Origin of the sequence: Exiguobacterium sp. s122, assembly GCF_018618475.1 — a bacterium.
GTDB lineage: Bacteria > Bacillota > Bacilli > Exiguobacteriales > Exiguobacteriaceae > Exiguobacterium > Exiguobacterium himgiriensis.
In genome coordinates this window covers 1152984-1165508 of sequence record NZ_JACSMD010000001.1, presented here as the reverse complement: position 1 = coordinate 1165508, position 12525 = coordinate 1152984, and the positions used below count along the sequence as shown (strand labels likewise).

Annotated in this window: 13 protein-coding genes; 5 read left to right on the top strand and 8 right to left on the bottom strand. The window is 53.2% G+C overall.

Annotation, left to right across the window (positions count from 1 at the left end; genetic code table 11):
• Window positions 1-107 precede the first annotated feature (107 nt).
• Window positions 108-638: a biotin transporter BioY gene (locus tag KNP92_RS05955; RefSeq protein WP_214838545.1), complete on the top strand. Its 531-nt coding sequence runs from the start codon at window positions 108-110 to the stop codon at window positions 636-638.
• Window positions 639-702: 64 nt separating this feature from the next.
• On the top strand, window positions 703-897 hold the full coding sequence (locus KNP92_RS05950) for a hypothetical protein (protein ID WP_214838543.1): 195 nt from the start codon (window positions 703-705) through the stop codon (window positions 895-897).
• A 32-nt stretch (window positions 898-929) separates the two neighbouring features.
• Here KNP92_RS05950 and KNP92_RS05945 read toward each other — a convergent pair whose 3' ends face one another.
• The 6 genes from KNP92_RS05945 to KNP92_RS05920 form a co-directional block, all read right to left on the bottom strand.
• Window positions 930-1772 carry a sulfite exporter TauE/SafE family protein gene (locus KNP92_RS05945; RefSeq protein ID WP_214838541.1) on the bottom strand — a complete coding sequence of 281 codons (843 nt, stop codon included), beginning with the start codon at window positions 1770-1772 and terminating at the stop codon, window positions 930-932.
• 84 nt (window positions 1773-1856) lie between these two features.
• Window positions 1857-2213 (bottom strand): transposase, encoded by a 357-nt coding sequence (locus KNP92_RS05940; protein ID WP_214838540.1) that lies wholly within the window; start codon window positions 2211-2213, stop codon window positions 1857-1859.
• A gap of 104 nt (window positions 2214-2317) precedes the next feature.
• A complete protein-coding gene (locus tag KNP92_RS05935) occupies window positions 2318-3205 on the bottom strand; it encodes an alpha/beta hydrolase (RefSeq protein WP_214838538.1) in 888 nt (295 codons plus the stop codon).
• 20 nt (window positions 3206-3225) lie between these two features.
• The gene (locus KNP92_RS05930; protein ID WP_214838535.1) at window positions 3226-4011 is read right to left on the bottom strand and encodes an AAC(3) family N-acetyltransferase; all 786 of its coding nucleotides are present in this window, start codon (window positions 4009-4011) and stop codon (window positions 3226-3228) included.
• A gap of 6 nt (window positions 4012-4017) precedes the next feature.
• Window positions 4018-7029 carry an AAA family ATPase gene (locus KNP92_RS05925; protein WP_214838533.1) on the bottom strand — a complete coding sequence of 1004 codons (3012 nt, stop codon included), beginning with the start codon at window positions 7027-7029 and terminating at the stop codon, window positions 4018-4020.
• Window positions 7026-8132 (bottom strand): exonuclease SbcCD subunit D, encoded by a 1107-nt coding sequence (locus KNP92_RS05920; protein WP_214838531.1) that lies wholly within the window; start codon window positions 8130-8132, stop codon window positions 7026-7028. Before KNP92_RS05920 ends, KNP92_RS05925 begins: the two co-directional genes overlap by 4 nt.
• Window positions 8133-8236: 104 nt before the next feature.
• On the opposite strand from KNP92_RS05920, the gene KNP92_RS05915 reads away from it, so the two are divergent.
• The 3 genes from KNP92_RS05915 to KNP92_RS05905 are packed head-to-tail and all read left to right on the top strand — an operon-like array spanning window position 8237 to window position 11118.
• Window positions 8237-9970 (top strand): ABC transporter ATP-binding protein, encoded by a 1734-nt coding sequence (locus KNP92_RS05915; protein ID WP_214838529.1) that lies wholly within the window; start codon window positions 8237-8239, stop codon window positions 9968-9970.
• Window positions 9967-10839 carry an NAD(P)-dependent oxidoreductase gene (locus KNP92_RS05910; RefSeq protein WP_214838527.1) on the top strand — a complete coding sequence of 291 codons (873 nt, stop codon included), beginning with the start codon at window positions 9967-9969 and terminating at the stop codon, window positions 10837-10839. Before KNP92_RS05915 ends, KNP92_RS05910 begins: the two co-directional genes overlap by 4 nt.
• Window positions 10840-10884: 45 nt before the next feature.
• Window positions 10885-11118, top strand: coding sequence for a DUF2188 domain-containing protein (locus KNP92_RS05905; protein WP_211779379.1), 234 nt, complete (start codon window positions 10885-10887; stop codon window positions 11116-11118).
• A gap of 21 nt (window positions 11119-11139) precedes the next feature.
• On the opposite strand, the gene KNP92_RS05900 is transcribed toward KNP92_RS05905, so the two are convergent.
• Both KNP92_RS05900 and KNP92_RS05895 read right to left on the bottom strand, forming a co-directional pair.
• Window positions 11140-11793 (bottom strand): DUF975 family protein, encoded by a 654-nt coding sequence (locus tag KNP92_RS05900; protein WP_214838525.1) that lies wholly within the window; start codon window positions 11791-11793, stop codon window positions 11140-11142.
• Window positions 11794-11853: 60 nt separating this feature from the next.
• Window positions 11854-12516 (bottom strand): copper homeostasis protein CutC, encoded by a 663-nt coding sequence (locus KNP92_RS05895; protein WP_214838524.1) that lies wholly within the window; start codon window positions 12514-12516, stop codon window positions 11854-11856.
• Window positions 12517-12525 lie beyond the last annotated feature (9 nt).

The following is a 12525-nucleotide window of genomic DNA, read 5'->3' as shown; positions in this document are numbered from 1 at the left end:
AATGAAGACCAGATCATTTATGACCTGGTCTTCATTTTTTGCTTGTCCAACTCCAAAAACCGTGTTAACCTGATTTTAGTCAACGTTAACAGAAAAGGGGTTTACATATGAAAATTAAAGACATTACACAAATCGCCATCGGGGCGGCCCTGCTTGCGAGCATCGGTTCAATCGCCATTCCGATCGGTCCGGTACCCATCACGCTTCAAATGCTTGGCATCATGACCGTCGCCTCCATCCTTGGCGCGAGAAAAGGGTCGCTCGCCGTTATCGTCTATTTGCTGCTCGGCATGATCGGCCTTCCGGTGTTGAGCGGCTCAGGCGGCCTCGCCCCGTTCGTCGGCCCGACGGTCGGTTATTTACTCTCGTTCCCGATCGCGGCCTATTTGATTGGCTATTTCTCCGAGAAACACCGCTCCTTCCCATCGCTCGTCACGTACAACTTGGTCTTCGGTCTTGGCCTCGTCTATCTGCTCGGTAGTTTCGGGTTGCAAGTTATGCTCGGGTTGTCCTTCCTAGACGCCTTGACCGTGAATATTCCGTTTATTATCGGAGATACGTTAAAAGCGCTGCTCGCGGCATTCCTTGCCGTTAAGGTGACTGCCAACAAACAGGTGCAACGCTCCCTCGCCTCATAAGCATATCCTGGCGTTTCACCCCCTTTCCTTGGTGGAACATATTACTATGGAAGGGGGTGTCCTTATGAGCGATTCATCGTTTAAGAAGCGGTTGATGAAAGCGACCCATCTCCATCGCTCGAGCGAAGGACAACGTCGTGGGAAAGAAGCGCGACAGCACGAGAAACGAGATACGGATGCGTTTGAACGCCGATTGCGCGAAGCGAAGAGTAAGGTCGGCCAGATTCAAGAAAACATCGACCATATTTCTAGACGATAAAACCCCGTCGGTTGACGGGGTTTTTCTTTACGTTAGTCTCTCTTTTTCGGTCGAATGAATAGCGCCACGATAAACGTGATTGCGAGGACGACGAGCAGCCCGAGCGAGATGTCATTGAAACCGAGCAAGTTCAACGCCACACTGAGCGCGACGGCAACATAAAAGCCGCCGAGCGCTTTTTTCACGAGTTGCGAGCTGAACCGTTGCAGCTGCTTCGCCCCAATCGGTGACCCGATCATCGCGCCGACGATGAGCGCGAGGCCGTGCCAATAGTTTGTATCGGCTCCGGCAATTGCGTAACTGACGACACCGGACACGACGATGAAAAGTGCCGCCGCGATACTTGTACCAACAGCCCGCTTCATCTCCGTGTTGAGCAGTTTCACTTGGAGCGGAGTCAAGACGAAGCCACCACTAACACCCATAAGGGACGAGATGAAGCCGCCGAACAGTCCGATGAATCCGATACGAGGTACCGACTCGGAGCCGACACTCCCTTCGACGTGTTGTTTCGAACGGAAAAACGAAATCGCGAAATACGTCAAGAGCGCGATATAGGCGAGCGAAATGACCGGTTTCGCCCCGTCGAGCGTCTCTAAGTAGAAGACGAGCGGCGTCGCCACCCACGTCCCGATGACCCCGAATCCGCCAATCAAGAGCGCGTGCTTTCGGTTGACGTTCTTCAGTTTGATGTGCGAAATCGTCCCCGCTGTCGTCGATCCGAGCGTGAGCATGAGACTGAGCGCGATGGCCGCACTCGCCTCGTAGCCGAAGACGAGCAAAAGCGGCGTGAGTAAGATTCCGCCCCCGATGCCGAAGAATCCGCTCAATATCCCGATGAGCGTCCCGAGCAGTAGAAACGAGAGTAATGCCATGATGTCCATTTGGGTCCCTTCTTTCTTTCCTTCTCGTTAGCAATCATAACAAAAAGAGACGCATCCTGCGCCTCTGACGAAATATTACGGATACAAGTCTTCGTCTTGCAAATAGCCAAGGAAAGTATCTTGCAGTTCCATTTCTGTGTCGGTCCCGTCAAGCCATACCGTCGCTTCAATCTCAGAATTCGTCAAAGAAGACGTCCCATCAAGCGCGCCGAACACATGGGACACGGTGTCCACCATGACGACTTCAATCAGATGCATCATCAACTTTTGTTGCTCCGGATTCATCTGCTGATACATATGAATCGCTTGACTGTATGAGTCAACCTCTGAAGAAGAGCGTTCTTCTTCGTACATTTCTTTATATGTTTGAAGCCCTTCCTGTACGACAGTCTCATACATAGCCTTCACGAATATATCGATCTTCTCACTCATCTATTGTCCTCCCTTCCATTCTATCGATGCCCAAAACGTTCATTGCTACAATACGTAGACGGCTAGTTCACCGAAAAGAGTCTAGGCTACCCTAGACTCCACGTTCAGAGCACCCGCTCTAAAAAGTCGAACAGTTGCTGCCGGTATTCAGCTTGGAACGTCTTATGGGAGGCGACGTGACCGTTGTTTTCGGTCACCCACAACTCGATTTGGTTGTTTCGTTCGGCGAGCTGTTCGCTCTCTGACACCGGGATGGCGTCGTCTCCTCTTCCGTGAATCAACAGAATCGGTGCATCGATGTTTTCGACGTCGTCAATCGGTTTGACGAGATCCGCATCAAGGCCGGTAAACCATGGCGTCACCGTCATGATGACCGGAGTGAACGGGAAGTTCGGTAAATCGCTCCATACCGGCAAGTTCGTCTCGAGGTAAGCACGTAAATCGCTGAACGGGCTGTCGGCGATGACGGCAGCGACTTCTGTCTCATCTGCCGTCGAGAGCGCCGTCGCCGCTCCCATCGAGACACCGTATAACACGATTGGTCCATCTGTCCGCTCCTTCGCGAAGGCGATGGCCGCTTGCAAATCGGACTGTTCTTTCGCCCCGACCGTCACACGATCGCCTTCGGAGATGCCTGACGCTCGAAAATCGAACGTCAAGAACTGATAGCCTTGTTTATGGAACTCTGGAATCAGTTCTTTCAATGGCAAATCCGACTGTTCCCGGTTTTTCCCGTACCCGTGGGCGAACACGATCGTCGCGCGCGGCGTCGGGTGCGGAATCCACCAGCCGTATAAGTCGCTACCATCCTCTGCTTGAATCGTCACGTTCTCATATTTGATGTCGAGCGCTTTCGGGGTGAACGTCAACGTCTCCCGGACCGGTGACGTCAACTGATCGCCGATATGAGCCGAGATGCCGACGACTGCGAGAAACGCGACGAGCACGATGACGGCAAGCGCGATTCCTGTAAATTTCACAAAACGATTCATCCAATTTCCCCTCTTCATTGTTAGTCAGATAGCCAGCTGCGCAACGCGACGAGTGCGTGTTGGACAGGTTCCCACGTCTCCGAAGGGATGACGTAGCATGTCGCCTCGTGAATCGTGAACGTCTTGACGTCTTTTCGTTTGACGATATTCTCGCCAATTGGACCGAACGGGTCACTGTTGACGTCGACATGTTCGAACGTCTTCCATACCCGTTCCCCCGACTCGACCATCGCACAACCGAACGGCTTCATCGGACCGTCAATCCCATACTCGGCATAATGCCAAAGGGTCGTCGCATCAAGTGGTGAGCCGAGGTGGAGAACTTTTGCGTTCCGCTCAATCATCTTCTCAATCGGCGAGCCCGGTCCGAACCCCACTTTGAGCGTATGATTGGCAACGACCTGTTCGGCGTCTTTCCCCCAAGCCGCGACCGACCACATCGGATGTTGGCTGCGATACACACCCGGATACGACCTGAATAGTTCTGGAACACGACCCATTCCACGGGTCGCCGTCTTTTCAGGGTCGTACGGCGGCATCGTCTCCCGGATTGTCTCCCACCATTCGACCGGAACCGGTGGCGCTTCCCAGCCTGCCGGGTCCGAGTTGTCCCCTGTCTGAGTCGCCATCATGAGTAGCCCTTCCGGTCCGACCGTCTCTTGTAACGCCTCAATGATAGTCTGGGCTCCACCGCATACCCATCCAAGCTTCGAGAGTGACGTATGGACGAACAGGGCGTCCCCTCGTTGAATTCCGTTTTCTTGCAACTGGCTTATTAAACTTGTCTTTGTTTCGATATGTTTCATCATCTCTCACTCCACGACGAGCTGGATCGTCGACCCGCTCCTTGTTTTCTTCACTTCAATCCGGGCATCGACGCGGTCTTTCAACTCTTGCACGTGACTGATTACACCGACGAGCCGACCGCTCGATTGGAGCGACATGAGTAACTCGATTGCCTGGTCGAGCGATTCCGCATCAAGCGTCCCGAACCCTTCGTCAATGAGCATCGTCTCGAGGCTGACACCACCACTCAGTTGCTGTACGACTTCAGCTAAGCCGAGTGCGAGTGACAAGGAAGCTTTGAATCCTTCACCGCCGGATAAGTTTTGCACGCGTCGGGATTGACCCGTATAGGCGTCAAAGACTAATAATTCGAGACCGGACTTCGCATTTCCTTTCGCCGTCTCGATTTTTCGTTCAAGTTGGAACTGCCCGCTCGTCATTTGATCGAGATGGATATTCGCCGCATGTAAGATTTGATCGAAGAACGCCGTTTGCACGTACGTCTCAAACGTCAGTTTCTGCGGGTTCACGCCGCGACCTGTATCGGCAATCAACTTGATTGTCTCGAGCCGTCTGACGTCGGCATCCGTTTTTTCACGAAGCGCATGCCACTCGCGGACCGTCTGGCGGTGACGCTTTAAGTGGACGTCAGCGGTGACGAGACGTTCGGAGAGCGACTCGCTCTCCTCCTGTGCCACTTGGAGTCGTTCTTTAAGCGCTTCGACTTCAGGACGAGGTCGTCCTCCGATTTTCGCTTCAACTGTTTGAAGAGCGTGCTCGATTCGCCCTGCTTCTTCAAGCTCTTTGGCGAGACGTTCTTTTAACGTCGGCAACGTATCGACAAGCGTCCGGTCCTGTAAGAATGCATCTTCTGTCAACTCGATTTTCTGAAGTGCCTCGTCGAGTTGCGCTCGCGCTTCGTTTAACCGGCGTTCCTCGAATTCGAGCTGTTCCGTGAGCAGTCGGAACCGTTCAGCCTCCCCCCACTTCAGACGGTTGACTTCTTCCGTTCGCCGCTCATATTCCGTGACCTCGCGCATAATGGTTTGGAGTCGTAACGTCAGCTGGTCACGTTCTGTCGTCAACGTGCTGCGTGTCATCCCATCGACTTGTCGCATCGTCTGTAACGTTTCTTGAATCGCCTGCAACGCTTCGAATAAGGATTGCCGCTTCTCCGCCTGTTCCCGCTTGGCGGTCTCAAGTTTCCTAACCGCCTGCGTGGTCGTCCGAAATGTCGCCTCGACACGTTTTCGCTCTTCGACGTCGTTTCGGAGTGTTTGGACGAGCGACGCCTGTTGATGGAGCGCCTCGCTCGCCGGACCGACGAGTTGTAACGATTTCGTAGCGACGTCGCGCTCTGCGACGAGTTCATCATATTGACGCTTGAGCGCCCGATAGTCGGCGCGGGCCTCATGGAGCGCGGTGTCGAGCCGCCGAAGCGTTTCGATGGCTAATTGATGCTCACTTTCATTCGCCTGACCGGTAGAACGTTCGACCCGTTCATGTGTTCGCGATCCACAAACCGGGCACGGGTCGCCCGCCTTGAGCCGGTCTCGGAGCGTGTCCGCCATGAGCGCATGCTCGGCTTCAACGAAACGCTCGACACGTATGGCCTGGGCCGCATGTTGACGTTGCACGTCTTTTCCGTTTCGCTCACAAGCGGCGAGTTCGCCAGCGACACGCTCGATTTTTTCGACGAGCCGGCTATGATGCTCGAGCTGACTGTAGCGGCGCTCCGCTTCGACGAGTTCTTCAGTCGCGGGCTTGTCTTCAAGTTGTTTCGCGAGTGTCTGTTCGATGTCACGGAGCTCCACTAAACGGGCCTCTTCCGGAAACACAGCAAGTTCATCGACTTGGCGCTTCAACACCGTCCGTTTCTCTGTCGCTTGCTGCCATTCCTCGACATATGGAAGCCATTCAGCAATCTCATTCAATCGGTTATTCGTCCGTTCGGCTTCTTGACGGAGCTCTGTCATCTTGTCGGACTGTTCATGTAACGTCTCAAGCTGTGCCGCATACATCTCGTCACGCTTTTGAGATTCGATGCGGTCTTTTTTGATGCGCTCGGTATCGTGCCGTAGCGTCTCGAACCGTTCATAGTGCGGTTGGATGGTCACGACTTTCTCGAGCCGCTCAATCAAGGCACGTCGTCTCACGCGATCCTCTTCCGCATCTTGGAACGTGTTGAGCGCATTACGGTACGTATCCCGCTCTTCCATTAACGCAAGTAGTGCCGTCGCCTCATTCAAGTGCACCCGTGCCTCTTCGAGTCGAATCTCGGCCGCCCGTTTCTCTAGCTGCACCGTGTCTTTCGTTTGTACCAGACGTTCTTCTCTATCCTCAAGCCAAGTGACAATGTCCGGTACGTTCCGTGTCGCGACCGTTTCGATTTCCTCGTCTTCGAGTTCCAACAGTTTCAACCGCGTCGTCTCGATGGCCCACTCGACGCGCTTACGATATTTCCCATGTTTCTCGACCCAATCCTCTTGGAACGCCCGATACGCTTCTGTCTTGAAAATCGACTGTAAAATCTGTTGTTTCTTGACAGAATCCGAATCGAGTAATTGACGGAACTGATTTTGAGGGAGCAGTAAGATTTGACTGAACTGTTCGTAATTGAGCTGGAGCAACGACTCGATTGTCTGTTCGACGTCGTTCACTTTCGTCGCGATTGGCTTCCACGTGTCTTTCCACTCATAGAGTACCGCCTCGTGTGGAATCGGTGTCTTGTTTTTCGGATGCGGTTGTTGCGGCTGACGGACGATGCGGTACCGCTCGTCTCGAATCGTGAACGAGAAGTCGATTTCGGTCTTCCGCTCCGGTTCTGCATACTGACTCCTAAAATCGCTCGCGTTTCGAAGCAAGCCGCTCGCTCGGCCGTACAGGGCGAACGTCATCGCATCAAAGATGGTCGTCTTGCCGGCGCCTGTGCGTCCGCTGATGACGAACATCGAGCGTCCTTCGAGTTTCGTGAAGTCAATCGTCTCGGTCTCGGCGTAGGGACCGAAGGCAGTGATGGTCAAGTTGACAGGTCTCACTTCACGTCACCTCCTTCGATGAGTTCCTGGACATACGCGTCGGCATCTTTCCCATGAACCGCTTTAAAGAAATCAAGGTAGACGTCTTCGATTGAGCGACGGTCGAGCTGCTCCCGTTCGACTCGTGACGTCTCTTCTTGACGTCGTAACAGCTCGAGCTCGAGATGGAGAATGTTCGGATAAACCGTGCGCAGCTTCGCCATCGGGTCGAACAAGGCGCGCTCATCCGTCAACACAATCTTCAAATAATCCTCCACAGCCTCGTCTTGATAAAATGACGGGTCGAGCAGCTCGTCTAACGTCCCGGTTAAAATACGTAAGTCGCGGCGCGCCTCGAGCGGGCGACGTCGGCGTGTCCACGTCCCGTCCCACTCCATGATGTCGACCGATTTCACATGGTTCGCCTCAGAAAAAGAATATTTCATGAGTGATCCGCTGTATGCGATGCGTTCATCTTGAATCGCGTCCCGGTTGTGTAAATGACCGAGTGCCGTATAGCCGAACGGGGCGTACAACCCTTTCGCGACTTGTCCGGCCGTCCCGACAGATAACTGACGCTCTGAATCGGTCTCAAGCCCACCTGCGACAAAACTATGCCCGACTGCGACCGCGTTCGAATCGATGGCGCCGTAAGCGTCGACGACCGCAGCGAGTGCATCGTGGTGCGTCCGAATCGAGTCGTCATGAAAAGCGTAACGAACCCGCGCCGGTTCTAGGAACGGCATTAAATAAAACGGGACGCCGCCGATTTCAAGCGGTCCTGCGTCCGGCTCAAGCTTCCCGACGATATGGAGCCCGACTTTCGTCAACAGTTTCGAGCTATACTGCAATCGTTCTGCCGAGTCATGGTTACCGGCAATGGCGACGACCGGGATGTTCCGCTCTAAAACGAGCGCTTTCCACATCTCGTCGAGTAAATCGACGGCCTCGACCGGTGGGACGGCACGATCGTACAAGTCACCTGCGACGATGATGGCGTCCGGTTTCTCTTCATCAACGATGTTTAAAAACGAATCGAACAAGACGATTCGTTGATCTTCTGTCATATGGCGACCGTGGACAATCTTTCCTAAATGCCAATCGGCCGTATGTATCCATTTCATGTCACTTCACCTCATCTTCATTCTATCATTATTCTGCAAACTAGTTCGACGTCTTGACACTTCATTTCGAAACAGCGAAAGTTAAATGGAAAGGGGGTCGTGTGATGGAAGCTACGACCACATGGCGATCATTCATTCAACTGTTTCGAATCGCCAAGCCTCCGAAAGCGTTATTTATCGGGGCAATCCTCATCTCACTCATTCAGGCGGTGGCTTCGCTTGCCATCCCACTCATCTTGCAACGAGTCGTGGACAACTGGAGCGTCGCCATGCTCGACGCACGGCTCATCACCATTTTCATCGTGGCGTTTTTAGTCCAAGTTATCTCGAGCGCGATTTCAATCTATTGGCTACATATCGTTGGCCAGCGCGTCGTCGCGAACTTAAGGACGACGTTATGGGAACGGCTCGTCGCGCTCCCGATCCCGTTTTATGACGGGATCAAATCGGGTGAGCTCGTCTCACGCCTCAATAATGATACGACGACACTCCAACAACTGTTGTCCGAGCAGAGCGTCCGCTTGTTGACGTCTGTCGTCTCAATCATCGGGGCGGTCGGCATTTTGTTCACGCTCGATTGGCAGATGACGCTCGTCATCTTGTTTTCGGTACCGACGACACTATTGATCGTCATCCCGCTCGGTCGCCGGTTGCGCGTCATCGCCAAAAAGACACAACACGAGCTCGGTGCTTTGTCCGGATTCTTTGCGGAACTACTCGGCGAGATTCGACTCGTGAAGTCGCAAGCGACCGAACCCGAGGAAGTGACCGAAGGAAAACGTCGGATTGAACGGTTATTCGACTACGGTGTGCGGGAAGGACGCATCCAAGCGCTATTGATTCCGCTCCTGAACGTGACGCTGACGGCGATGCTCATCGCTATCCTAGGCTTCGGAGCGTACCGCGTCTCGACCGGTGCTCTCTCGACGGGGTCTCTGCTCGCGTTCATGCTGTACTTGTTTCAAATCATCACGCCACTCATTACGATGTCCGAATTTTTGACACGTCTTCAAAAAGCCCGTGGCGCGACCGAACGTATTTCTGAGCTGCTTCTTGTTGAAACAGAACCGTATGAAGACGCATCCGAGCCGATTCAACAAGCTTCTCTTTCATTCGAAGAGGTGACGTTCCAATATGGTGAGGCACCTGTGATTAAGCAGTTGTCGATGACGGTACCGTTCGGAGCCACAACGGCCATCGTCGGGCCGAGTGGAGCTGGGAAGACGACGCTCTTCGCGCTCGTCGAACAGTTCTATCGCCCGACGTCAGGGAAAATCCTCTATGGCGACCGAGACATCCATACGTACGGCAGAAACGCGTGGCGCCAAATCATCGGCTATGTGGCGCAAGACTCACCCGTCTTGTCCGGCACGGTCCGCGACAACATTTTGTACGGCTTGAAGCGTGATGCGACAGAAGATGAGATTTTGGCGGCGTGTGAGATGGCAAACGCCAGACAATTTATCGAGGGGATGGCGGATGGGCTCGATACTGAAATCGGAGAGCGCGGTGTCCGTCTGTCGGGCGGGCAACGCCAACGACTCGCCATCGCCCGCGCCCTTCTCCGCGATCCGCAAATCTTGCTTCTTGACGAAGCTACGTCAAGCCTTGATTCTGAATCGGAACGTCTCGTTCAAGAAGCGCTCGATCGGCTTATGCGCGGTCGAACGACGCTCGTCATCGCCCATCGCCTCTCGACGGTGCAACATGCCGAACAGATTATCGTCCTCGAGGACGGGGCGATTAGCGGACGCGGGACGCATCAGCAACTGTTACATGAAAACGAACTATATGAAAAACTGGTCACGCAACAACAATTAGGAGGTCAATCAATATGAAGACAATCGGATTTATCGGACTCGGTGTCATGGGGCAATCGATGGTCAGGAATTTAATGAAAGCCGGATTCCACGTTCAAGCCCACACGCGAACAAAAGAGAAAGCAATCGACTTACTCCATGAGGGCGTCACGTGGTGTGACACCATCGCTGATGTTTGTGCCGGGGCCGATGCTGTCATCACGATTGTCGGATATCCGTCTGACGTCGAGCAGATTTATTTCGGTGACGGCATGATCCTCCAATCCGCCGATCCTGGTACGATTGTCATCGATATGACGACGTCTTCTCCTATCCTCGCTGAACGCATCGCTGAAGCGGCCATCGACCGGAGCTTGCTTCCGCTTGATGCGCCGGTCACGGGTGGTGACGTCGGCGCAAAAAATGGGACGCTCTCGATCCTCGTCGGCGGCGGAGAATTTGCGTTCACGAAAGCGCGTCCTTTGTTTGAAGCGATGGGCCAAGCCATCGAGCGGATGGGTTATGCCGGTAGCGGTCAATATGCGAAACTTGCAAACCAAATCGCCATTGCCGGCATCATGATGGGCAATGCGGAGATGCTCGCCTTTGCGAAACGGGCCGGTCTGGACGCCGAGCAGTTGCGTCAGACGATTCGCGGCGGTGCGGCCGGCAGTTGGACGCTTGAGAACCTCGTCCCTCGGATGATTCAGGAGGATTACTCGCCTGGGTTCTTCATCAAGCATTTCATTAAAGACATGGGTCTCGCTTTAGAGAGTGCCGAACAACTGAACGTGAAGCTACCAAGCCTTGAACTCGCCTCGAAGCTCTATACGATTCTTCAAGAGAATGGGTACGGCGACAATGGGACGCAAGCGTTGATTGAGTACTATTTACATCAAGAAGTTTGAAACTAGTCGTGCGTGGAATTAGGTGAAGGAAGGAGGCGATTGTCCATGCCATGGAACATGAAGGACTATCCGCAATCGTTGAAAAACTTTGACCCACTCGTCAAAAAGAAAGCCATCGATATCGCCAACGCCTTGCTCGCTCAAGGGTACTCTCCGAAAAAAGCCATTCCAATCGCCACAGAACAAGCGAAAAAGTGGCATGCGGAAGCATCGAGCGAAGAGCGGAAAGCGTTCGATGAGGCACCTGACCCCCAAAAATCAGATCGTCATGACACATGAAAAACAGTCAGCTGAGTATGCTCAGCTGACTGTTTTTACGTGCTCCGCCTCTTTTTCTGCCTTGATTTCTAAATAGAGTCCTGCAAGTGCTGTCTCAAGATAAGGTTGGACGAAAATTAAGGCAAGCCCGCCTGTCACTAAGACGAGCACGTACCAGCCGATAAAACTTGCGAGCAGTTTGAGCAGGACAAGCTTTTTACCATCCATGAGCCGCTTGCTCGCTTTCATGGCGGCGAGAACGGATAGGTCGGGCTGGTCGCGTAAAATGAACGGCACCATTCGAAACGTCAAATAAAACCATACACCTGGAACGATCAAAAGTAACATGAGGGCGTTTAAACCGAGATAGAACAGCCCATAATAGAAGACGGCCTTCACATACTGTTTGAGCGACCCGAACGAATCGAAGAGGAGACCGAGTGTCGGTTTATCTTCCTTCGCGATATCGAGGTAAATCCAATTCCGACCCAGTTCGAGCGGAGCGAGCAGGACGAGCGAACTGTACAATAATAGAATCGATATGAACAACACGTCAGTCGGTGCATCAGTAGACAAGTTGAGTTGCGACGTGACGACAGTCTGCACGAGCATCGTCGCGATGGCGGCAAAGATGGCGATGCCCCAGTTTCCAGAGAGCATCCGAAGAGCAAATTGTTTATAAACGGAAGCTTGCATAACGTCACCTACATTGTTTCGTTTTTTTCATTATAGCAAAAAAACAGTCAATCGACTGTTTTATCGCTTCGTCTGTTCATGGAATCGCTGGAACTTTGATTCATCTAGCGCACCATCCGTCCGGACCCCTAACCCGACATGGACGTACGTGACGTCTAGTGTGTCCATCAATTCGCGTACGTTGTCAGCATCGATGCCGGCTCCGGGTAAGATGTTCATCTCCGCTACCTCGCGCATCGCCTTGAGCAAATCGATTCCTTCTCGTGCCGTCGCGGCTCCTCCAGACGTCAGCACGTGATCGACTTCAGGAAAATCGTTTAATACCTCGACGGCGGCGATGATGTCTCTTACCTCATCGATGGCACGATGGAACGTGAGCGCCATGTCGCCTTTATGTTTAATGACTTCACCGAGAAGCCGTTCATCGATTTTTCCGTCAACGGTCAACGCACCGAAGACGATACCTGCAGCTCCGAGTTCCCGACAAAGCCCGACGTCCGCAAGTAACGTCTCCTCATCGTCCTCGTTGTAGACGAACGAGTTTGCATGCGGACGAATCATGACATGAACAGGGATCGCTACATGCTCGATCACGTTTCGAATCGTCCCAAAGCTCGGTGTCGTCCCGCCAGAAGGCATATCGGCAATCAATTCGAGCCGATCCGCCCCAAAACGTTCTGCTTGTTTTGCTTCCTGTAGTGTAGTGGCAATCACTTCAATCATTCAAACGCC

Excerpts from the sequence above, each read along its gene's own strand:
- KNP92_RS05945 (WP_214838541.1), bottom strand. The coding sequence starts at position 1,772 with ATGGCATTACTCTCGTTTCTACTGCTCGGGACGCTCATCGGGATATTG.
- KNP92_RS05910 (WP_214838527.1), top strand. The coding sequence starts at position 9,967 with ATGAAGACAATCGGATTTATCGGACTCGGTGTCATGGGGCAATCGATG.
- KNP92_RS05950 (WP_214838543.1), top strand. The coding sequence starts at position 703 with ATGAGCGATTCATCGTTTAAGAAGCGGTTGATGAAAGCGACCCATCTC.
- KNP92_RS05955 (WP_214838545.1), top strand. The coding sequence starts at position 108 with ATGAAAATTAAAGACATTACACAAATCGCCATCGGGGCGGCCCTGCTT.
- KNP92_RS05935 (WP_214838538.1), bottom strand. The coding sequence starts at position 3,205 with ATGAATCGTTTTGTGAAATTTACAGGAATCGCGCTTGCCGTCATCGTG.
- KNP92_RS05895 (WP_214838524.1), bottom strand. The coding sequence starts at position 12,516 with ATGATTGAAGTGATTGCCACTACACTACAGGAAGCAAAACAAGCAGAA.
- KNP92_RS05905 (WP_211779379.1), top strand. The coding sequence starts at position 10,885 with ATGCCATGGAACATGAAGGACTATCCGCAATCGTTGAAAAACTTTGAC.
- KNP92_RS05915 (WP_214838529.1), top strand. The coding sequence starts at position 8,237 with ATGGAAGCTACGACCACATGGCGATCATTCATTCAACTGTTTCGAATC.
- KNP92_RS05900 (WP_214838525.1), bottom strand. The coding sequence starts at position 11,793 with ATGCAAGCTTCCGTTTATAAACAATTTGCTCTTCGGATGCTCTCTGGA.
- KNP92_RS05920 (WP_214838531.1), bottom strand. The coding sequence starts at position 8,132 with ATGAAATGGATACATACGGCCGATTGGCATTTAGGAAAGATTGTCCAC.
- KNP92_RS05930 (WP_214838535.1), bottom strand. The coding sequence starts at position 4,011 with ATGAAACATATCGAAACAAAGACAAGTTTAATAAGCCAGTTGCAAGAA.
- KNP92_RS05940 (WP_214838540.1), bottom strand. The coding sequence starts at position 2,213 with ATGAGTGAGAAGATCGATATATTCGTGAAGGCTATGTATGAGACTGTC.